This window comes from Streptantibioticus cattleyicolor NRRL 8057 = DSM 46488 (assembly GCF_000240165.1).
Classification (GTDB): Bacteria; Actinomycetota; Actinomycetes; order Streptomycetales; family Streptomycetaceae; genus Streptantibioticus; species Streptantibioticus cattleyicolor.
Genome location: NC_017585.1, coordinates 272,391 through 292,327 on the forward strand (window position 1 = coordinate 272,391; position 19,937 = coordinate 292,327).

Here is a 19,937-nt window from a genome sequence, read left to right on the forward strand (position 1 = left end):
CGGTCGCGGAGACCGGCGTCACGGGCCGGCTTCCACGCCCGCGCACCATACGCGCCGCACGGCCCGGGTGGCGGTGATGTCGGCCAGCGGGTCGCCGTCGATCAGCAGCAGGTCGGCGCGGAGTCCCGGCGTGACGGATCCGCGGTCACCGAGTCCGAAGTGGCGGGCGGGCAGGCAGGTGGCGGCGCGGAGCGCGTCGAGGGGGGTGAGTCCGGCGTTGACGAGGAGTTCGAGTTCGTGGTGGAGGCTCGTCCCGTGCGGGACGGCCGCGGGCGCGCCGGGGGCGGAGTTGGCGTCGGTGCCGGCGAGGACGGGGACGCCCGCGTGGTGGAGCGCGTGGACGGTGGCGCGGGCCGCCCGGTGGTCGCGGCCGGCGCCGGCCCGTTCGGCGACGCCTTCCATCATGGTGAGGGTGGGGACGACGATCCGCCGGTCGCGGGCCAGGCGGGAGACCGCCGCCGCGTCCAGGGCCCGGTCGAGCGGCGCGTGGGTCAGGACGTCGGCGCCGGCGTCGATCGCCATGGCGTAGGCCCCGGTGGTGGTCGCGTGGGCGACGACGAGCCTGCCGTGCCGGTGGGCGGCGTCCACCAGCGCGTCGAGCGTCGGTTGGTCGGGGCCCTCGGGGCTGCCGCGTTCCGCGACGACCTTGATGTAGTCGGCCCCCTCGGCCACCCGCGCGGCCACGAAGGAGCGGGCCCGCGCGGGTGTGGTCACGACGGCGTCGCGGGGGATGCCGGGCATCCGCGCGTGGCCGCCCGCCGGGCCTATCGCGGGTGTGCCCGCGGTACGCAGGTCGGGCAACCCCGGCCTGCCGCGCAGGGAGTTCACCAGGGCGGGCGGCCAGGAGGCCATCACCAGCCCGGTGGTGACCCCGGACGCCCGCAGCTCCCGCAGGTCGGCCTCGCCCGACACGTGGATGTGGGCGTCGATCAGCCCGGGCAGCAGGACGGCCCCGGCGGCGTCCACGACCTCGCCGCCGAAGGGGTCGGTGCCGATGCGGTCGCCGTCGATGACCACCGTCGAGGGTTCGCCCACGCGGTGGCCGTCGAAGACCCGGGCGTTGGTCAGCACGGTCCTGCGGGAGGGGTGAGCAGCAGGCATCGGACGGCGCCTTCGACGAAGGAATGATAAGAGACGGTTGTGTTCACTAAGGAGGCTGCACCCCTCCCCCGAGGGCCGCCGGACGGTCTCCGGACGCCCGCGGTCAGCGTCCGCGGGCGGTCAGGACGGGCAGCAGCACCTCGTCCACGATGGCGTCCACCTCCACCGGACCGACCGTGCCGTGGTCCAGCAGCGCGGCGACGACGAGCCGCGGGCCGACCGCCGCCACCAATGGCGTCACGGCGCCCGGATCGGCCTCACCGCGCTCGGCGGCCTCCCGCAGCAGGGCGGTGATCCACCGCTGGCGCGGCTCGATGACCAGGCGGCGGACCTCGGCGTACAGCTCGGGGTGGCGCGGGCGTTGCGTGATGAGCGGCAACAGCGCGCGGCCGTGCGGCTGGTGCTCCAGGGTGCGCGCGAACCCGTTCAGCAAGGCGGTCAGATCGCCCCGCAGCGTCCCGGTGCGCGGTTCGGCGGCGTCGCCGAAGCCGCACACCGGATCGGTCAGCGCCGCGAGCACCAGCTCGGCCGGGGTGGACCACCGCCGGTACAACGACGCCTTACCGGTCCCCGCGGCGGACGCGATCTTGTCGAAGCTCAGCTTGTCGAAGCCGTTCTCCGCCAGCTCCGTCAGCGTCGCCAGGTGGATCGCGCGGGTCAGGGACGCGCCGCGGCGGCGCGGCCCCTTCGGCCCGGCCGGGGCTGCGGGGCGGGCGGGCGAGGAGGACATGGGTCCTTTATAGCGCCGGGTCGAGCCGGGACGCGGGCGCGGCCCCCGCCGCCGGGGGCCCGGGTGGACGGGCCGGGAGCCGGCTCGGGAGAATACCGGCATGGGACACGACCGCCCGGCCCCGGCCGACGCCGTTCCGCCGCAGCGGCTGCGTCACCTCGCCCAGTTGCGCCGGGTGCGCGACCGGATCGACCGGGAGTACGCGCAGCCGCTGGACGTGGAGGCGCTCGCCCGCGGGGTGCACATGTCGGCCGGGCACCTCAGCCGGGAGTTCCGGCTCGCCTACGGTGAGTCGCCGTACGCGTACCTGATGACGCGGCGCATCGAGCGGGCGATGGCGCTGCTGCGCCGTGGCGATCTCAGCGTCACCGAGGTGTGCTTCACGGTCGGCTGCGCGTCGCTGGGCACGTTCAGTACGCGCTTCACCGAGCTGGTCGGCATGGCACCGAGCGCGTACCGGCGCCAGGCGGCACAGGACGCCGCCGCGGAGGCGCCGCCGTGCCTGACGAAGCAAGTGACCAGGCCGATCCGGAAGCGGTAGGGCCCTGTTCAGCGCGGGGGGCCGCGCGTCCCGCGTCCCGGGCCCACAGGGAGCGGACGTGGCCGAGGTGGCGGGCCATGCACTTCTCGGCGCCCTTGGCGTCGCCGGCCAGCATCAGCTCCAGCAGTTCGAGGTGTTCCTCGGCTGAGGGGATCAGCTCGCCGCGTTCGTCGAGCGTGGTCAGCCCGTAGAGGCGGGAGCGTTTGCGCAGGTCACCGACGGTCTCCACGAGGCGGTCGTTGCCGGAGAGGGCGAGCAGGGACAGGTGGAAGCGGCGGTCGGCCTCCAGGTAGCCGATGAGGTCGTGGTCGCGGGCGGCGCGCACGATCTCCTCGGCCACCGGGCGGAGGACTTCGAGGTCCTGGCGGGCCGCGCTCCGGGTGATCCGGCCGACCGTGGGCACCTCGATCAGGGTGCGGATCTCGGTGTACTGGTCGAGGTCGCGCTCGTCGACCTCGGTGACCCGGAAGCCCTTGTTGCGGACGGGCTCGACCAGTCCTTCGCGGGCCAGGTCGAGCATGGCCTCGCGCACCGGGGTGGCCGAGATGCCGAACTCCTCGGAGAGCGCGGGGGCGGAGTAGACCTGGCCGGGCCGCAGTTCGCCGGAGATGAGGGCGGCCCGCAGCGCGTGGGCGACCTGGTCGCGCAGTCGCTCACCGGTGGTGATGAAGGCGGGCGCCTTCAGATGCCCCATGGTGTTCCCCTCCGTGCCGAGTGGTTCACCAGGGTACAATGTCACGTTGTCCCCAAGGGGGTCGGGGACCCCCGGTCACAACAGGAAGCCCGCGGGGAACGGGTCGTCCGGGTCGAGGAAGTACTGGGCGGTGCCGGTGATCCAGGCGCGGCCGGTGATCTCCGGGACGACCGCGGGCACCCCGCCGACCTCGGTGCGCCCGACCAGCCGCCCGGTGAACCGGGTGCCGATGAACGACTCGTTGACGAAGTCGCGGTGGAGCGGCAGCTCACCCCTGGCGTGCAGCTGTGCCATCCGGGCGGAGGTCCCGGTGCCGCACGGCGAGCGGTCGAACCAGCCGGGGTGGATGGCCATGGCGTGCCGGGAGTGGTGCGCGTTTGAGCCGGGGGCGGCCAGGTAGACGTGTTTGACCCCGCTGATCTCGGGGCGCTCGGGGTGGACGGGCCGGTCGGGCGAGGCGTTGACCGCGTCCATCACGGCGAGGCCGGCGGCCAGCAGCTCGTCCTTGCGCGCCCGGTCGAACGGCAGCCCCAGGGCGTCGAGCCGGACGAAGGCGTAGAAGTTGCCGCCGAACGCCAGGTCGTAGGTGACCGTCCCGTACCCGGGCACCTCGGCCTCACGGTCCAACGCGGCGCAGAACGCGGGGACGTTGGTGAGGGTGGCCGCCTTCGCGGCGCCGCCCTCGACGCGTACCGCGACCCGGACCAGCCCGGCCGGGGTGTCCAGCCGGACGGTGGTGACCGGCTCGGTGACGGCCACCATGCCGGTCTCCACCAGCACGGTGGCGACCCCCAGGGTGCCGTGTCCGCACATCGGCAGCAGGCCGGACACCTCGATGAAGAGCACCCCGTAGTCGGCGTCGGGGCGGGTCGGGGGCTGGAGGACGGCGCCGCTCATGGCGGCGTGGCCGCGGGGTTCGTACATCAGCAGGGTGCGCAGGTGGTCGAGGTGGTCGATGAAGTGGAGCCGGCGTTCGGCCATGGTGGCGCCGGGGATGACGCCGACGCCGCCGGTGATGACGCGGGTGGGCATGCCCTCGGTGTGCGAGTCGACGGCGTGGAAGACATGGCGGGTACGCAACGCGGGTCCTCCCGGTGTCAGTGGTGGCCGTCCGCGGCGGCCTTCTCGGTGGCGGCGCGGACCGCGTCGGCGGCCCGTGGGGGGAGCGGGGTGCGCGGCGGCCGGACGGGGCCGCCGGGCAGGCCGAGGAGGTCCATGGAGAACTTGATGGCCTGGACGAACTCCGTGCGGGAGTCCCAGCGCAGCAGCGGGTGCAGCGAGCGGTAGAGCGGCAGCGCGGTGCCGAGGTCGCCGGCGACGGCGGCGTGGTAGAGCGCGGCGCAGGTGGCCGGGAAGGCGTTGGCGTATCCGGCGACCCATCCAACGGCGCCGGCGATCGCCAGTTCCAGCAGGACGTCGTCGGCGCCGATCAACAGGTCGAGCTCCGGGGCGAGTTCGGCGATGGCGTAGGCGCGGCGCACGTCGCCGCTGAACTCCTTGACGGCCACCACGCCGCCGTCGCCGTGCAGTGCGGCGAGGAGGCCGGGGGTCAGGTCGACCTTGGTGTCGACGGGGTTGTTGTAGGCGACCACGGGCAGCCCCGCCGCGGCGACCTCGGCGAAGTGGGCGCGCACCGAGGTCTCGTCGGCCCGGTAGCCGTTGGGGGGCAGCAGCAGCACGCTGCCGCAGCCGGCCTCGGCGGCCTGTTCGGCCCAGCGGCGGGATTCGGCGCTGCCGTAGGCGGAGACGCCGGGCATCACCCGGGCGCCGTCCCCGGCGGCTTCGACGGCGGTGCGCACGACGCGGGCCCGTTCCCGCTCGGTCAGGGTCTGGTATTCGCCGAGGGAGCCGTTGGGGACCACGCCGTCGCAGCCGCTGTCGAGCAGGCGGCGGACGTGTTCGGCGTAGGCGTCGTGGTCGACGGTCAGGTCGGCGCGCAGCGGCAGCGCGGTGGCGGTCATGATGCCGCGCCAGGGGCGCTCGGGGGTCCAGGTGGTGGTCATGGTGGTCGGCCTCACTGTGGTGTCGTGCTGCGGGGAGGAGGTGCCGGTCGGTCGTCGAGGTCGGCGAGGACGCCCAGGGGTACGGGAACGGCCAGCGGGCGGTGTCCGGCCGAGGGGGTGGTGGTGCCGTCGCCGCCGGCCGCGAGGCAGGCGACGGCGGTGGCGCAGGTGTGCCCCTGGCACCAGCCCATGCCCGCCCGGGTGAGCAGCTTGACGGTACGGGTGTCACGGGCGCCGAGGTCGGCGACGGCTTCCCGGACGCGGGCCGCGGTGACCTCCTCGCAGCGGCACACCTCGGTGTCGCCGGTGAGCCAGTCGGTCCAGCCGCGGCCGGGGGCGTGGGCCTCGGCCATGAGGTCGGCGAAGGCGCGCATCCGCCGCCGGGCCCGGCGCAGCCGCCGGGCGCGGGCGGTCGTGGTGAGCGCGGGCCGGCCGGTGAGCCGGGCGGCCACGGCGAGGCCGGCGAGTTCGCCTTCGACGCGGGCGAGCCGCCAGCCGCCGACGCCACCGGTCTCCCCGGCCGCCCAGACGCCGGCCACGGAGGTCGTCTGGTCGTCGTCGAGCGCCAACCCCGTGGCGGACCGGGGCAGTTGGCGGGTGGCGCAGCCGAGTCCGTCGGCCAGTGTGGTACTGGGGAGGAGTCCGTGTCCGACGGCCACCGCGTCGCAGGGGATGCGGCGTTCCGTCCCCGGCACCGGGCGCCAGGCGTCGTCCACCCGGGAGACGGTGACGGCTTCCACCCGGTCGGTTCCGTGCGCCTCGGTGACCGCGCTGCGGGAGAGTATCCGCACCTGATGTTGTGTCAGGACGGCAGCGTGGTGGACGGCTTCCAGGAGTTTGCGCGGGTTGGCGGCGAGGACGCCGGGGCGGCGGGCGTAGCGCGGGTAGCCGGCGGCTTCGACGACGGCGGGTATCCGGGCGCCGGCGGTGGCCAGGGCGGCGGCGACGGCGAGCAGCAGCGGGCCGCTGCCGGCGACGACGATCCGCCGGCCGGGCAGCACGCGGCCGGACTTGAGCATCGCCTGTGCCCCGCCGGCGGCGACCACCCCGGGCAGGGTCCAGCCGGGGAAGGGCAGGTGGCGTTCGCCGGCCCCGGTGGCGAGCAGCAGGGCGCGGGCGCGCAGCCGGACCGGGCGTCCGCCGTCGCCGTCGGCCCCGGTGAGCGCGTGGACGTCCCACAGGTCTCCGGCGCCGCGGGCCACGGACCACACGTGGTGGCCGAGGAGGAGTTCGACGTGACCGGCGTCCAGGTGGCGGCGCAGCGTGGCGAGGGTGCGCCCGGTCGCCGGGGTGGTGGCGGGGTGGCGGAGGTATTCGCCGCCGAGGTGTCCGGAGGCGTCCAGTACGGCGACGCGCAGGCCGTGTCCGGCGGCGGTGGCGGCACCGGTCGCGCCCGCGCAGCCGGCCCCGACCACCACGAGGTCGTACGGGTCAGACGCCGGGTACGCCATGGCCGTGGCCCTCCTGGGTGGTGATCTCGTCGCCGGGGCGGGCGGGGAGCAGGCAGGCCCTGCGGTTGGGCGTTCCGTTGACCGTGGCGAGGCATTCGTAGCACTGGCCGATGCCGCAGAAGGCGCCGCGCGGCCGGCCGCCGTTCCGGGTGGTCCGCCAGGCGAGGATGCCGGCGCCCCACAGCGCGGCGGCGAGGCTCTGGCCGGGATACGCGGCGACGGTGCGGCCGTCGACGCTGATGACGAAGGCCGGTTCGCGGGGGGTTCGGGTCAACGCGCGGACTCCTTCCGGGGGTTGGGGTTCAGTGCCGCGTCATCCAGGGTCCGCCCCGTCGCGACGCCCGGCACGGCGCCTCGCGGCATTGCCGGATCGACCGAGCGGGCCCGGGCCAGGGGGAGCGAGGCCGATCCGGCGCCTCGCGACGCACCGCACCGGCCGCCGCCCCTCACCGGGCGGACCCTGGCTGACGCGCCACCAACCGGTGGCCGTGGTCGAACCGGCCGGGGTCGAACGGGCCGATGTCCAGGGGTGGTTCGCCGCCGGTGAGCAGCCGGGTGACGATCAGGCCGGTCGCCGGGGCGAGCCCGATTCCCGCCCCCTCGTGGCCGCAGGCGTGGAGCAGTCCGGGCACGTGGGGGTCGGCTCCGATGGCGGGCAGGTGGTCGGGGAGATACGGGCGGAACCCCGGGTAGGCGCGCATCACCCGCACCCCGGCCAGCACCGGGAACAACGCGGTGGCCCCGGCGGCGAGGCGGCGCAGCGCGGCGGGCGACAGGGTGCGGTCGAAGCCGACGCGTTCCCGGCTGGCCCCGATCAGCACCGGTCCGGCCGCGGTGCCCTCCACCACCGCCGAGGTCTGGAGCCCCGCCGAGTCGCTGGCCACGTCGGCGACGTAGTCGGCCGCGTAGACCTTGTGGCGCACCAGGGGCGGCAGTGCCTCGGTGACCAGGACGAAGCCGCGGCGCGGCTGGACGGGCAGGTGGGTGCCGGCCGACCGGGCCAGTGCGCCGCCGTGGACCCCGGCGGCGTTGACCACGTGGGGGGCGTGCAGTTCGCCGGTGCCGGTGGCCACGCCGCTTACCTCGCCGTGCGGTCCGGTGAGGACGGCGGTGACCTCCTCGCCCAGGCGCAGCCGTACCCGGTCACCGGCGGCGCGCAGCAGGTGGGCGGCGGCGAGGGCGGGTTGGACCTGGGCGTCCTGGGGGTAGTGGAACCCGCCGGCCGGTCCGGGGGCGAGGTGGGGTTCGAGGTCGTGCAGGCGGTCGGCGGGGACCTCCTCGGCGACGACGCCGGCCGCGCGCTGCCCGGCGGCGAGGTCGCGCAGCGCCGCCATCCGTGCCGGGTCGGCGGCGACCACCAGGCCGCCCTTGGGTTCGTACTCGATCTCCGGCCCGAACCGTCCGGCCAGCCGTCGCCACAACTGGGCGGAGAGCAGGGCGAGTCGCAGTTCGGGGCCGGGTTCCTTGTCGGAGACCAGCAGGTTCCCCTCCCCCGCGCCCGTGGTCCCGCCGGCGACGGGACCGCGGTCGACCACGGTGACGGACAGGCCGGCCCGGGCCGCGTAATAGGCGCACGCGGCGCCGGTCATGCCCGCACCGACGACGATGACGTCCGAGCTCCTCATGGACACGCCAGTAATATTTCACATTGCACTTTGACTGCCAAGGGATCGGACGCCAATCGCGTTCGTTTCCCTTCCCGGGGGCCGCCCTCACGACCGCAACGACAGGGTGGTTATCATCTGAGCACCGCCTAGCTCGAAAGATGGACCAGTGACTGCGACCGTGGACTCGTTCACCAACTGGAAGAACCGCGAGGAGATCGCGGAGTCGATGATCCCGATGATCGGGAAGCTGCACCGGGAACGGGACGTGACGGTCCTGCTCCACAGCCGGTCCTTGGTGAACAAGTCGGTGGTCAGCATCCTCAAGACCCACCGCTTCGCCCGGCAGATCGCCGGCGAGGAGCTGTCGGTCACCGACACGCTGCCGTTCCTGCGCGCCCTCACCACGCTCGACCTGGGCCCCTCGCAGATCGACATCGGCATGCTGGCCGCGATGTACCAGGCCGACGACCGCGGCCTGTCGGTGGAGGAGTTCACCGCCACGGCCGTGGCCGGCGCCACGGGTCCCGACAAGATCGAGCGCCGCGAGCCGCGCGACGTCGTCCTCTACGGCTTCGGCCGCATCGGCCGCCTGCTCGCCCGGCTGCTCATCGAGAAGGCCGGCTCCGGCAACGGCCTGCGGCTGCGCGCCATCGTCGTCCGCAAGGGCGCCGGCCAGGACATCGTCAAGCGCGCCTCGCTGCTGCGCCGGGACTCCATCCACGGCCAGTTCCAGGGCACCATCACCGTCGACGAGGCCACCAGCACGATCGTCGCCAACGGCAACGAGATCAAGGTCATCTACTCCGACGACCCGACGACGGTGGACTACACGGCGTACGGCATCAAGGACGCCATCCTCATCGACAACACCGGCAAGTGGCGTGACCGCGAGGGCCTTTCGAAGCACCTGCGCCCCGGCATCGACAAGGTCGTCCTCACCGCCCCCGGCAAGGGCGACGTCCCCAACATCGTGCACGGCGTCAACCACGACACCATCAAGCCGGACGAGCGGATCCTGTCCTGCGCCTCCTGCACCACCAACGCCATCGTGCCGCCGCTGAAGGCGATGGCCGACGAGTTCGGCGTGCTCCGCGGCCACGTGGAGACCGTCCACTCGTTCACCAACGACCAGAACCTGCTGGACAATTACCACAACTCCGACCGCCGTGGGCGCTCCGCGCCGCTCAACATGGTCATCACCGAGACCGGCGCCGCCTCCGCCGTCGCCAAGGCGCTGCCCGACCTCAAGGCGAAGATCACCGGCAGCTCGATCCGCGTCCCGGTGCCGGACGTCTCGATCGCCATCCTCAACCTGCGGCTCGCCCGCGAGACCACCCGCGAGGAGGTCCTCGACTACCTGCGCAACGTGTCGCTGACCTCCCCGCTGAAGCGGCAGATCGACTTCATCAGCGCGCCCGACGCCGTCTCCAGCGACTTCATCGGCTCCCGCCACGCCTCCATCGTCGACGCCGGCGCCACCAAGGTCGACGGTGACGACGCGATCCTCTACCTGTGGTACGACAACGAGTTCGGCTACTCGTGCCAGGTGGTCCGCGTCGTCCAGTACGTCTCCGGCGTGGAGTACCCGACCTACCCGGTCCCGGCGGTCTGACGCGTCGGAGCGGCGGATGCCCCCGTCGCCTCCCGGCCGGAGGGCCGGCCTGATCACGGGCGTGCAGCACAGCCGGTCCGCCCCGCGGTGAAGTTCGCCGGAAGGTCTCCGACCGGCCGCGGGCATCACCGCCGGTACCGCCGTGACGCGCGGGGTGTGGCCCTGGCCGCGCCGGGCACGGGGGATGTCCCGCGGTGTGCACTCGCGGCCCTGCTCCGTCGCGACGGTGCCTGGTAAGCGTGGCACGGGCATCCGCGTGGCGCGGCTGCCGCGGCGAAGGGAAGGGCTTGTGCACGAGCGCGCGAAGAACCCGCGGAAGGACACGGCGTCGCGCACGGCGCCCGGCCGCCGGACCGCTGCCCGGCCGTCCGCCATGGATCAGGAGGTCGGGGCGGACGCACCGATGACTCCGCAGCGGGCTCTGTTCCTCCAGACCACCGTCGGCAACGCGGCGGTCGCCCGGATGATCCAGCGACAGCGGCGCGCCCACCGCCCCCCTGGCGGCGGACGGGAAGCCGCGACCGGCACGGAGACCGAGGCCGCACCGGTGCGGCGCTCCGCCGTGCACGACGTCCTGCGCTCCCCGGGCCGGCCACTGGCCGAACCGGTGCGCACCGAGATGGAATCGCGCCTGGGGGAGGACTTCCGTGCCGTGCACGTCCACGACGACACCCCGGCCGCACGGTCCGCGGCCGAGATCGGCGCCCGCGCCTACACCTCGGGCGACCACGTCGTGCTCGGCCGCGGCGGCTCGGACGCCCACACCCTCGCTCACGAACTGACCCACGTGATCCAGCAGCGGCGGGGCCCGGTGGCCGGCACCGGGACCGGATCGGGGCTGCGGGTGTCGAGCCCCTCCGACCGCTTCGAGCGCGCGGCCGAGGCGAACGCCACCGAGGCCCTGCGTCGCCCGCTGCCCGCGCCGGCGGCCCGGCCCTTGCCGGCATCCGGTCCGGTGCCGCTCGGGGGCCCGCGGACGAACGACCACTCGCGGGCGCCGATCCAGCGTGCTCCCGCGGCGCCCACCACCGCCGCCCCGGTCGCGACGCAGGCCGTCTTCACGCACCTGGCGAAGGACGATGTGGAAGGCGAGTGCGGCGGCTTCGAACGCAGGCGGGCGTTGAGCGTCAACCCGCCTCAGCAGGGAGTGATCGTCCAGGAGATCACCCGGGTCTTCGCCGTGGAACAGTGGGACGGTTCGGCATGGACCGCCCTGCCGAACACGGCCATCGACGACTACGTCACGGCGAAGAACTCCACCGTGCACGCCACTGTCGGCCGCTACTGGGAGTTGTGGCAGGTCGACGCGGAGGGCAACGTCTCCGACGGCGCGGAGGACACCTTCGGCCTGCCCTCCATCATCCCGGGAAGGACACGCAAGAACACCACGCGGGGGACCTACACGATCACGGGGAAGGCGGTGTTCCACCCCACCACCGCGGCGCCGGAGACTCTGGGATTCACCCGGCGCGGGGCCGCGCCCGCCGGGGACCTGTACAGCACCCTGTCCGACCCGACGGGGGCCATCACGGCCAACGGACTCACCACCACCGGCCAACCGGTGCACTGCCAGGTCCACGTCACGTGGGACAGCTCCGCGAAGGACAGGTACTCGGTGGTCACCATGGCGTGAGCCGACCGGGGCGGGGCCGGCACGCTGGTAGAACGCGACCTCGCCACGGGCGATGGGGCACCCGGGCCCGGTTCCGGCCGCGTCGTGGATCACGGCCCCGGGGAACACCGGCACCGTGGCCGACGCCGAGCCGGTGATCACGGGCGTCCAGCACAGCCGGTCCGCCCCACCGCGCCGGACGACAACACGCGGGACGGATCTTTCGACCCGGCTTTTGTGGGCACCTGTGCTGGTATGGGCAGTCCCAGCCCGCCAGGGGCGGCGTCACGTCTGTTGCCTCCGGGGCCCCGGAGTGTCGCGCTGGCCCGGCGGTTCGTGCGCTCGGTGCTGGACGGTGTCGCGCCGGATGTGGTCGACACCGCCGAGTTGCTGACCGACGAGCTGATGACCAACGCGGTGGTGCACGCCCGCACCGAGATCGAGATGCGGGCCTGGTCCACCGGCGGCCGGGTGCACGTACGGGTCAGCGACCGCCGGCCGTCGTGCGGCCTGGTCCCGCACGAACACCGGCCGTACGCCACCACCGGACGCGGCCTGGGCGTCGTCGAGCAGCTCGCCTCCAGCCACGGCGCCCACATCTGCGAGGACCGCAAGACCGTCTGGTTCGAGCTGTGGCCCGGGCTGCCCGCGCCCCCGGCCTCCGCCTGGGAGACCGTCCCGCCGCCCGGCCCGACGGTGACCGTGACCCTGGTCGACGTGCCGTACGTGCTCTACTGGGCCGCGCAGCAGCACTGGGAGGCGCTCCTGCGCGAGATGCTGCTGGTGGCGTCCGCCGGGGAGCGGATCGGCTCGGTGCCGCCGGAGGAGCTGTTCCTCGCCCATGACACGGCCAACGTCATCAGTGCCTGCATGACGGCCGCGGCGCAGGAGGAGACGGCCGGCAGCGCCACGCTGTCGTTCCTGGTGGAGTTCCCCGCCGACGCCGCGCCGGCCGTGGCCACCTTGTGCCGGGTGCTCGACGCGGCCGAGGAGGCGGCCCAGTTGGGGAGCGTGCTCACGCTCCCGGCGCTGCCGCACATCCGGGCGTTCCGCCACTGGCTGCTCGACCAGATCGCCGAGCAGGTCGCCGGGGGGCCGCCCACTTCCTGGGCACTCGCCGGTGACGCGCCGGTGGCGACCGCGACGGAACTGTCGCCCTGGGACGCGAGCGACATCGAGGCCGCCAGCGTGCCGACCATCGTGGCCGACGACGGGGACCGGATCATCGCGGTCAACACCGCGGTGGCGAGCCTGCTGGGCTGGCAGGCCGACGACCTCATCGGACGCCCGCTGACCGTGCTCGTCCCCGAGCACCTGCGGGAACGCCACACGGCGGCCTTCAGCTCCCTGCTGCTCACCGGCCAGCCGCGCATCCTGGGCCGCTCCGTTCCGCTGCCGGCGTTGCACCGGGACGGCCGGCTGATCCCCATCCGGCTGCACATCCAGACCCAGGAGGCGGTCGACGGACGCACCGTCCTGGTCGCGCAACTGACCCCGCGGACGGCCGCCCCGGAGGCGTCGTCCGCGCCCGTCGAGAGGCGGGTCGCGGTCCGGGCGGAGCCACGCCCGGGATCACGCCCGGTTCGACCGCCGTCCGGGACGACGCAGCCACGGCGGATGAGCCGCGACGAGATGGGCGACGCGCTGCACCGCCTGTCGCTGCTGGCCGAAACCGGCAACGCGCTGGCCGGCACGCTCGACCTGGACGAGGGGCTGCGCCGGGTGTGCCAGGTGCTGACCCGGCGGCTGGCGGACTGGTGCGCGGTGGACCTGCTGGACGAGCAGGGGGACGTGAACCGGGTCTGCGTCGTCCACCGCGACCCCTCGGCGCTCACCCCGGGGGTGGAGTTGGGCACGCTGCCGCCGCTGTCCGAGGCGGAACGGGGGCCGCTGCCCCGGGTGCTGCGGGGCGCGGGCCCCCTGCTGCTCACCGACATCCCGCCGCCCGGCCCGGACCACAGCCCGCTGGACACCCGGCAGTTGGAGCTGTTCCAGCGGCTCGGGGCGAGCAGCGCGGTCATCGCCCCGCTGCGGGCCCGCCGGGAGGTGCTGGGCGCGCTGATCGTGGTCCGTACCCGGGAGGAGGACCCGTTCACCGAGGAGGACCTGCCGCTCGTGTCGGACCTGGTGCGCGGCATCTCGCTCGGGGTGGACAACGCCCGGCTGTACCAGAGCACCCAACGGACCGCCGAACGCCTCCAGTTCTCGCTGCTGCCCCAACTGCCCGACGTCGCCCACCTGGAGATGGCCGCCCGCTACGCCCCGTCCAGCACCACGGCGCAGGTCGGCGGTGACTGGTTCGACGCGTTCGTACTGCCCAACGGCGACACCGCCGTGGTCATCGGAGACGTGGCCGGGCACGACCTGCAGGCGGCGGTGGCCATGAGCCAGTTGCGCAACATGCTGCGCGGCATCGCCGTCGACTGCCAGGAACCCTCGGGCGTGGTGCTGCACCGGCTCGACCGGGCCTGCCACGCCTTCTACCCGAACGCCACCGCCACGTGCGTCTACGCGCTGGTGAAGGGGGGCGACGCCGGCCCGTGGGAGCTGCACCACGCGTCCGCCGGCCATCTGCCGATGCTGCTGACGACCTGGGAGGGCGAGACCCGTTATCTGGAGTCGGGCGCGGGCCTGTTGATCGGCATGGACCCCGGCGCCCCCCGGACGACCGCCCGCGATCCGCTGCCGCCCCGCTCCACCCTGCTGCTCTTCACCGACGGACTCATCGAACGCCGCGGCGAGTCCCTGGACGACGCCATGGCCAGGCTCCGCCACGACGCCGCCACCCTGGCGCGCTCCCCCCTCGACGTCTTCTGCGACGAACTGATCATCCGGCTCGGCTCCGACAGCACCGACGACATCGCGCTGCTCGCCGTGCGCCCCGCGCCGCCCGGCCGGACGGGTCAGTAGGCGTGGTCGGCGGTGACGTCGGCGGAGAAGCGCAGGGCGGTCTCGGCGGCGGCGCCGCGCAGGGTGCGCAGGGTCAGGGTGAGGGCGTCGACGACGGCCAGGTGGGCGAGGCGGCTGGCCACGGTCTCCAGGCCGAAGACGAGGTCCTGGCCGCCGGCGACGAGGGTGTGGGTGCTGGTCTCGCTCAGGGGTGAACGGGCGTAGCTGGTCAGGGAGATGACGGCGGCGCCGGCCGTCCGGGCCCGGCGGGCGGCGTCCACCGTGCTGCGGGTCGCCCCGGTGTGGCTGACCGCCAGACAGACGGCGGCGGGGGCGAGTTGGGAGGCGGCGAGCTGGGCGGTGAGCGGGTCGGCGGGGGCGTCCACGACGAGGCCGAGGGCGCGCAGCCGGTAGGCGGCGTCCAGGGCCACCGCGCCGGAGAGCCCGGCGCCGACGACGAGGACGGACGGCGCCACGGCCAGCGCTTCGGCGGCCTGGCGCAGGGTGGACGCGGGGAGGGTGGTGGCCAGTCCGTCGAGGGCTTCCCGGGCCGCGCGCACCGTGTCGGCCAGCGCGCGGGCGGCCGGGTCCGGCTCGCTGGACGGCGTGGCGGCCGGGGCCTCCCGGGCCGCGGCGATCTTCAGTTCCTGGTAACCGCGGAAGCCCAGCCGCTGGCAGGCCCGGACCACGGACGAGGGCGCGGTGCCGGCGAGCGCGGCGACGTCGCTGACGCTCAGGTGCACCAGGTCGGCGCCCTTGTCGAGGACGACCCGGGCGACCCGGGCCTCGGTGTCGCGCAGCCCGGACAGCTGGGCGCGGACGTGGGCGGAGAGCCGCCGTTCACCACTTCCGGAATTTCCTTCCATGTGATTAGTCTATCGTGGAATTCTGTTCCGCAGGCACCGCAGGGAGGTATCCGATGCCGCAGTCCGTGTCGTCCCCGGGGACGTCGGTCGCCGTGCCCGTCGTCGTACTGACGGCGGCGCTGCTGCACGCGGTGTGGAACGGGCAGGCGCACCGGGTCGGCGACAAGCTGGCCGGGTTCACGCTGATCAGCCTGGCGTACGCGGGGTTCGGCGCGGTGCTGGTGTGGTTCACCCCGGTGCCCGGCGCGGCGGCGTGGCCGTACCTCGCCTCCTCGGCCGCGTTGCAGGTGCTGTACCAGTTCCTGCTGCTGCGCGCCTATCAGCTCGGTGACTTCGGGCAGATGTATCCGCTGGCCCGGGGTACGGCGCCGTTGCTGGTGGCCGTCGTCTCCGCCGCCGTCCTCGGCCAGGCGCTGCCGGCCGGGGAGGCGATCGGGGTGCTGGTGATCTCCGGCGGCCTGGCCGGTCTGGCGCTGGCCGACGGCATACCCGGACGGGACCGGCTCCCGGCACTGGCCGCCGCCGTGGGCACCGGTGTGGTGATCGCCGCGTACACGGTGGTGGACGGCACCGGGGTCCGGCACAGCGGCACCGTCACCGGTTACATCGCCTGGCTCTTCCTGTGCCAGGGCCCGGTGCTGCCGCTGCTGGCCTGGGCGTCGCACGGCAGGTCGCTGCCGGACCGGCTGCGTCCGGTGTGGTGGCGGGGGCTGACCGGCGGGGTGCTGTCACTGCTGGCCTACGCGCTGGTGGTGTGGGCGCAGGCGCACGGCAGTCTGCCCGCGGTCGCCGCGCTGCGCGAGACGAGCATCCTGATCGCCGCGCTGCTGGGCACGCTGGTGTTCCGGGAACGCTTCGGCGCGCGGCGGATGGCGGCGAGCGCCACCGTGCTGGCCGGCATCACCGTGCTCGAACTCACCCATGGCTGACGGCCTGTTCTCGCGGCGCCGGGACGTCGCTGGGACCGCGCGGGATCGATAGCATCGCGGGGGAACCGACAGCGTCCAGCCCGCCCGTGAAGGAGCGCCGACGTGCGACTGAGCCCGCGAACCGTGCACGAGCCCGACTCGCCGATGGGCGCGACGTACGCCCTGCTGGCGGGGCGCAGCGGCGAGCGCGCGCTGCTCGACCTGGCCCAGGCGGCGCCGAGTTACCCGCCCGCGCCCGAGATGGTCGAGCACGTCGCCAAGGTCGCCCACGAACCCGACGGCGCCGCGTACGTACCCAGCCCCGGGCTGCCCCGGCTGCGGGACGCCTTCGCCGCCGACCTCACCGAGGCGTACGGCGCCCCGGTGGGGGCCGGCCAGATGGTGGTCACCGCCGGTTGCAACCAGGCGTTCTGCCTGGTGGCCCAGGCGCTGACGGTACCGGGTGACGAGGTGATCGAGGCCCTGCCGTACTACTTCAACTACGACATGTGGCTGCGGATGAACGGCGTGGTGCCGCGCTACCTGGAGCCCGGGCCCGGCCTGGTGCCCGACCCGGCGGCGGCCGAGGCGCTCATCACGCCGCGCACCAAGGCGATCGTGCTGGTCACCCCGGGCAACCCGAGCGGGGTGACCATTGCGCCGGAAGTCCTCGCGGAGTTCTACCGGTTGGCCAAGGCGCACGACATCGCGCTGATCCTGGACGAGACCTACCGCACCTTCCGCGACGCCGCCGAACCGGCGCACGGGCTCTTCGCCGACCCGGAGTGGCCGCGGACCCTGATCAGCCTGCACAGCTTCTCCAAGGACCTGGCGATCCCGGGCTACCGGGTGGGCGCGGTGGTCGCCTCGCCGGAGGTCAACCGCGAGGTGATGAAGCTCCTCGACTGTGTGGCGATCTGCCCGCCACGCGTGGGACAGGAGGCCGCCTGGGCCGGGCTGGCCCTGTCCCGTCAGTGGCGGCGTGCGCGCGCCGAGGAGCTGACCGGCAAGCGGCGTTGGCTGGAGACCGTGCTCGCCGACCGGCCGGGCGGCTTCCAACTGCTGAGCTGCGGCGGGTTCTTCGGCTGGATCCGCCATCCGTTCACCGGACGCGCCACCGACGAGGTCGTGCGCGACCTCGTCACCCGCTACGACACGCTCGTCATCCCCGGCACCGCCTTCCTCCCCGACGACCGCCAGGTCTTCCGGGTCAGCTTCGGCAACGTCGACCAGGACGGCCTCACCGAGTTCGCCGGACGGCTGCGGCTGATGTCCAAGGAGTTCCCGGGGTAGGGCGGGGGCCCACCCGGTTCCCGGCGGCCGGAGCGGGCCTCGCCGGGGCGCGGCGCCCTCGGCGCGGCCTGTGAAAACCCTGTGAGAGAGTTCCGGAGGACTGTGGCAGAGCGACGCTTCGCTCGTGCCATTCGGCAACGCAGCAGGGGGACTTCCCATGCCTTTCGTCAGACCGGGCCGCGCGGTCACGCGCGTGCTCGCCACCACCGTGGCCGCCGCCGCGCTGGCCACCGCGGCCGGCACCGCCACCGCCGCCGGGTCCCCGGCCGGTGCGGAGCGGGCACGCGCCGAAGCCGGGGCGCGGGAGCACGCCCACGCCTCCAAGGCCGCCTTCGCCGCCCCGCTCACGGGCGCCACCGGCCAGGTGAACACGCCCACCTTCTCGATGACCGCGGTCGACCGGAGGACCGGGGAGCTGTACCTGTACTTCCCCGACGGTACGGGTGCCTTCAAGCCCCGTCAGGACATCGGGGTCACCTACGACTTCGCCGTCACCGACATGGACGTCGACAACGACAAGGACGGCCGGGACGACGGCACCTGGCAGGTCCGCAAGGACGGCTCGCTCTACTACACCTGGAGCAAGGACCTACAGGCGCACACCAAGCGCATCGGCGGCGGCTGGAACATCTACACCAAGGTGCTCTCCCCCGGGAACCTCGGCGGCGCCCCGGAGGCCGACCTGCTCGCGGTCGACAAGTCCGGCGTGCTGTGGGAGTACCTGGGCTACCCGGACGGCCGGGTCACCAAGCGCATACGCGTCGGCGAGGGCTGGAACCGGTACACCGAGATCGCCGGCCAGGGCGACCTGACCGGCGACGGCAAGGCCGACGTCGTCGCCCGCGACACCGCGGGCGTGCTGTGGCTGTACCAGGGCACCGGCGACGCCAAGGCCCCGTTCCAGCCCCGCACCCGCGTCGGCGGCGGCTGGAACGCCTACAACCGCCTGCTGTCCGTCGGCGACCACGACGGTGACGGCAAGTCCGACCTGATCGCCCGCAACGCCAAGGGCGAACTGTTCCGCTACTCCGGCACCGGCGACGCCCACGCCCCGTACCGCCGGCCGGTCAAGATCGGCTGGGGCTTCACCATCTACAACCTGCTGTGACCGCCCCGCTCGGGCCGGCCGCCCAGTAGCCGGCCCGAGCGGCGCCCGCGCGCGGCGGTGATCCGCCGCCGGTACGTCGGCTACGACGCCGCGCGGCCCCGTACCCGCTGGAGGATCTCGGCGAGTCGGTTCAGCTCTTCCGGTGAGCAGGTGGCGAACGGGGTGCGCGCCAGGGTCAGGCGGATGACGCGTCCGCGTACGCGCCGGCCTTCGTCGGTCAGGACGACGACGCGTGACCGGCGGTCGCCGGCGGCCACACCGCGCTCGGCGAGCCCGCGCTCGACCAGTTGGTTGACGAGGAAGCTGAGGTTGGGCGCGTTGCAGAAGAGCCGGTCGGCCAGCACCTTCATCGACGGGGCGGGTTCCGCGGGGTCGATGACCCACAGTGCCTGCGCGGTGGCGTGGGTGAGCCCGAGTTCGCCCAGCGCTTCCGTGATCCGGTCGGTGGTGAGCATGAGGATCTCGTGGCTGGCGCGTACCACCGCCTCGAGCGCCTGATTCATCATACGCCGAGGCTACCAGTTTGCTTCGAGGCTCGAAGCTGTTACCTTGCTTCGAAGCTCGAAGTAAACGGCCGCGTCACCTGCCCGCCCGCGGCCGGCCTCGGCCCCTCTCCCAACAGCCCCGATGTACAGCTACTCCGGCATCACCGCACTCGTCACCGGCGCGTCGAAAGGCCTCGGCAAGGCATACGCCCATGAACTCGCGCGACGCGGCGCACACCTCGTGCTCGTGGCACGCTCCGGCGACGCGCTGCGCGAGGTCGCCGCCGGAATCCGCGCGGAGCACGGGACCGACGTCACCCCACTCGTGGCCGATCTCACCGACGCCGGCCAGGTCACCGCGCTGATCGCGGAGCTGGACCGCCGGGAACACACCATCGACCTGCTCGTCAACAACGCCGGAGCGGGCACCGTCGGCCCCTTCCTGACCAGTTCGCTGGCGCGCAACGTCAGCTCGGTGGAGCTCAACGTCATCGCGCTGCTGCGCCTCACGCATCTGCTCGGTGGCCGCATGGCGGACCGGGGACACGGCGGCATCATCAACGTGGCGTCCATCGCCGCCTTCCAGACCATGCCGTACCAGGCCAGTTACGCCGCGAGCAAGGCGTTCGTGCTGTCGTTCACCGAGGCGCTCGCCGAGGAGCTGCGGGGCACCTCGGTCAGGGTCATGGCGGCCCACCCCGGCGCCACGGACACGGGGTTCTTCGACACCAGCTCCGCCACCATGAACCCGGCCTTCACCGACGCGCCGGAACACGTCGCGGCGAAGACCCTCGACGCCTTCGCCAAGGGCGCCCTCAACTCCTACCCCGGGCGGGCCCTCTTCCGGCCCGTGACATGGATCACCCGCCTGCTCCCCCGCGCCACGGCCACCCGGCTGATCGGACGACTCAACCGGAGCCTGGGACTGCACCGCGCCCACGACCTCGACGGCACGGCGCCCCAGGACCCGGCCGCCGGGTGACGCGACCATGTCGCCGACGGACCCCGCGTGGTTATGATCGCGACGACCGACGACC

General features: G+C 73.8%; 17 protein-coding genes and 1 pseudogene. 8 read left to right on the plus strand and 10 right to left on the minus strand.

The window, feature by feature from the left end; genetic code table 11:
* Nucleotides 1–18: 18 nt before the first annotated feature.
* Nucleotides 19–1,101 (minus strand): amidohydrolase family protein, encoded by a 1,083-nt coding sequence (locus SCATT_RS28750; RefSeq protein ID WP_014626740.1) that lies wholly within the window; start codon nucleotides 1,099–1,101, stop codon nucleotides 19–21.
* A 103-nt stretch (nucleotides 1,102–1,204) separates the two neighbouring features.
* Complete coding sequence (locus tag SCATT_RS28755; RefSeq protein ID WP_014151900.1) at nucleotides 1,205–1,831, minus strand: TetR/AcrR family transcriptional regulator; 627 nt, start codon at nucleotides 1,829–1,831, stop codon at nucleotides 1,205–1,207.
* Nucleotides 1,832–1,931: 100 nt separating this feature from the next.
* On the opposite strand from SCATT_RS28755, the gene SCATT_RS37035 reads away from it, so the two are divergent.
* On the plus strand, nucleotides 1,932–2,372 hold the full coding sequence (locus tag SCATT_RS37035) for a helix-turn-helix transcriptional regulator (protein WP_014151899.1): 441 nt from the start codon (nucleotides 1,932–1,934) through the stop codon (nucleotides 2,370–2,372).
* A 22-nt stretch (nucleotides 2,373–2,394) separates the two neighbouring features.
* Here the strand turns inward: SCATT_RS37035 and SCATT_RS28760 are convergent.
* From SCATT_RS28760 to SCATT_RS28785, 6 genes and pseudogenes are all read right to left on the minus strand, one after another.
* A pseudogene (locus SCATT_RS28760) lies at nucleotides 2,395–3,066 on the minus strand (GntR family transcriptional regulator); the annotation flags it as partial.
* 75 nt (nucleotides 3,067–3,141) lie between these two features.
* Entirely contained in the window at nucleotides 3,142–4,146 is a 1,005-nt protein-coding gene (locus SCATT_RS28765) for a proline racemase family protein (RefSeq protein WP_014151897.1), read from the minus strand.
* 17 nt (nucleotides 4,147–4,163) lie between these two features.
* Nucleotides 4,164–5,069, minus strand: a complete 906-nt coding sequence (locus SCATT_RS28770) for a dihydrodipicolinate synthase family protein (protein WP_014151896.1) — start codon at nucleotides 5,067–5,069, stop codon at nucleotides 4,164–4,166.
* Between the two features lie 11 nt (nucleotides 5,070–5,080).
* A complete protein-coding gene (locus SCATT_RS28775; protein ID WP_014151895.1) occupies nucleotides 5,081–6,520 on the minus strand; it encodes an NAD(P)/FAD-dependent oxidoreductase in 1,440 nt (479 codons plus the stop codon).
* On the minus strand, nucleotides 6,501–6,794 hold the full coding sequence (locus SCATT_RS28780; protein ID WP_014151894.1) for a (2Fe-2S)-binding protein: 294 nt from the start codon (nucleotides 6,792–6,794) through the stop codon (nucleotides 6,501–6,503). Before SCATT_RS28780 ends, SCATT_RS28775 begins: the two co-directional genes overlap by 20 nt.
* A 172-nt stretch (nucleotides 6,795–6,966) precedes the next feature.
* A complete protein-coding gene (locus SCATT_RS28785) occupies nucleotides 6,967–8,145 on the minus strand; it encodes an NAD(P)/FAD-dependent oxidoreductase (RefSeq protein WP_014151892.1) in 1,179 nt (392 codons plus the stop codon).
* Between the two features lie 148 nt (nucleotides 8,146–8,293).
* On the opposite strand from SCATT_RS28785, the gene SCATT_RS28790 reads away from it, so the two are divergent.
* From SCATT_RS28790 to SCATT_RS28800, 3 genes are all read left to right on the plus strand, one after another.
* Nucleotides 8,294–9,739, plus strand: coding sequence for a glyceraldehyde-3-phosphate dehydrogenase (locus tag SCATT_RS28790; RefSeq protein WP_014151891.1), 1,446 nt, complete (start codon nucleotides 8,294–8,296; stop codon nucleotides 9,737–9,739).
* Nucleotides 9,740–10,142: 403 nt separating this feature from the next.
* Complete coding sequence (locus tag SCATT_RS28795) at nucleotides 10,143–11,372, plus strand: eCIS core domain-containing protein (RefSeq protein ID WP_231904944.1); 1,230 nt, start codon at nucleotides 10,143–10,145, stop codon at nucleotides 11,370–11,372.
* Nucleotides 11,373–11,606: 234 nt separating this feature from the next.
* The gene (locus SCATT_RS28800; protein WP_014151889.1) at nucleotides 11,607–14,261 is read left to right on the plus strand and encodes a SpoIIE family protein phosphatase; all 2,655 of its coding nucleotides are present in this window, start codon (nucleotides 11,607–11,609) and stop codon (nucleotides 14,259–14,261) included.
* Here the strand turns inward: SCATT_RS28800 and SCATT_RS28805 are convergent.
* Nucleotides 14,255–15,106 (minus strand): MurR/RpiR family transcriptional regulator, encoded by an 852-nt coding sequence (locus SCATT_RS28805; RefSeq protein ID WP_014151888.1) that lies wholly within the window; start codon nucleotides 15,104–15,106, stop codon nucleotides 14,255–14,257. The two genes, SCATT_RS28800 and SCATT_RS28805, sit on opposite strands and share 7 nt — an antisense overlap.
* Nucleotides 15,107–15,159: 53 nt before the next feature.
* On the opposite strand from SCATT_RS28805, the gene SCATT_RS28810 reads away from it, so the two are divergent.
* The 3 genes from SCATT_RS28810 (at nucleotide 15,160) to SCATT_RS28820 (ending at nucleotide 18,415) form a co-directional block, all read left to right on the plus strand.
* Complete coding sequence (locus SCATT_RS28810; RefSeq protein WP_014151887.1) at nucleotides 15,160–16,035, plus strand: DMT family transporter; 876 nt, start codon at nucleotides 15,160–15,162, stop codon at nucleotides 16,033–16,035.
* Between the two features lie 102 nt (nucleotides 16,036–16,137).
* Entirely contained in the window at nucleotides 16,138–17,307 is a 1,170-nt protein-coding gene (locus tag SCATT_RS28815; protein ID WP_014626747.1) for an aminotransferase, read from the plus strand.
* Between the two features lie 157 nt (nucleotides 17,308–17,464).
* Nucleotides 17,465–18,415 (plus strand): FG-GAP repeat domain-containing protein, encoded by a 951-nt coding sequence (locus SCATT_RS28820; RefSeq protein ID WP_014151885.1) that lies wholly within the window; start codon nucleotides 17,465–17,467, stop codon nucleotides 18,413–18,415.
* Nucleotides 18,416–18,495: 80 nt separating this feature from the next.
* On the opposite strand, the gene SCATT_RS28825 is transcribed toward SCATT_RS28820, so the two are convergent.
* Nucleotides 18,496–18,921: a MarR family winged helix-turn-helix transcriptional regulator gene (locus SCATT_RS28825; protein WP_014151884.1), complete on the minus strand. Its 426-nt coding sequence runs from the start codon at nucleotides 18,919–18,921 to the stop codon at nucleotides 18,496–18,498.
* Nucleotides 18,922–19,042: 121 nt separating this feature from the next.
* Between SCATT_RS28825 and SCATT_RS28830 the strand changes: the two genes are divergently transcribed.
* Nucleotides 19,043–19,882 carry an SDR family NAD(P)-dependent oxidoreductase gene (locus tag SCATT_RS28830; protein ID WP_014151883.1) on the plus strand — a complete coding sequence of 280 codons (840 nt, stop codon included), beginning with the start codon at nucleotides 19,043–19,045 and terminating at the stop codon, nucleotides 19,880–19,882.
* Nucleotides 19,883–19,937: the final 55 nt, after the last annotated feature.

What these genes read in the sequence shown, in the direction of transcription:
- SCATT_RS28750 (WP_014626740.1), bottom strand. Translation starts at nt 1,101, where the DNA reads ATGCCTGCTGCTCACCCCTCCCGCAGGACCGTGCTGACCAACGCCCGG.
- SCATT_RS28755 (WP_014151900.1), bottom strand. Translation starts at nt 1,831, where the DNA reads ATGTCCTCCTCGCCCGCCCGCCCCGCAGCCCCGGCCGGGCCGAAGGGG.
- SCATT_RS37035 (WP_014151899.1), top strand. Translation starts at nt 1,932, where the DNA reads ATGGGACACGACCGCCCGGCCCCGGCCGACGCCGTTCCGCCGCAGCGG.
- SCATT_RS28770 (WP_014151896.1), bottom strand. Translation starts at nt 5,069, where the DNA reads ATGACCACCACCTGGACCCCCGAGCGCCCCTGGCGCGGCATCATGACC.
- SCATT_RS28775 (WP_014151895.1), bottom strand. Translation starts at nt 6,520, where the DNA reads ATGGCGTACCCGGCGTCTGACCCGTACGACCTCGTGGTGGTCGGGGCC.
- SCATT_RS28785 (WP_014151892.1), bottom strand. Translation starts at nt 8,145, where the DNA reads ATGAGGAGCTCGGACGTCATCGTCGTCGGTGCGGGCATGACCGGCGCC.
- SCATT_RS28795 (WP_231904944.1), top strand. Translation starts at nt 10,143, where the DNA reads ATGACTCCGCAGCGGGCTCTGTTCCTCCAGACCACCGTCGGCAACGCG.
- SCATT_RS28800 (WP_014151889.1), top strand. Translation starts at nt 11,607, where the DNA reads ATGGGCAGTCCCAGCCCGCCAGGGGCGGCGTCACGTCTGTTGCCTCCG.
- SCATT_RS28805 (WP_014151888.1), bottom strand. Translation starts at nt 15,106, where the DNA reads ATGGAAGGAAATTCCGGAAGTGGTGAACGGCGGCTCTCCGCCCACGTC.
- SCATT_RS28810 (WP_014151887.1), top strand. Translation starts at nt 15,160, where the DNA reads ATGCCGCAGTCCGTGTCGTCCCCGGGGACGTCGGTCGCCGTGCCCGTC.
- SCATT_RS28820 (WP_014151885.1), top strand. Translation starts at nt 17,465, where the DNA reads ATGCCTTTCGTCAGACCGGGCCGCGCGGTCACGCGCGTGCTCGCCACC.
- SCATT_RS28825 (WP_014151884.1), bottom strand. Translation starts at nt 18,921, where the DNA reads ATGATGAATCAGGCGCTCGAGGCGGTGGTACGCGCCAGCCACGAGATC.
- SCATT_RS28830 (WP_014151883.1), top strand. Translation starts at nt 19,043, where the DNA reads ATGTACAGCTACTCCGGCATCACCGCACTCGTCACCGGCGCGTCGAAA.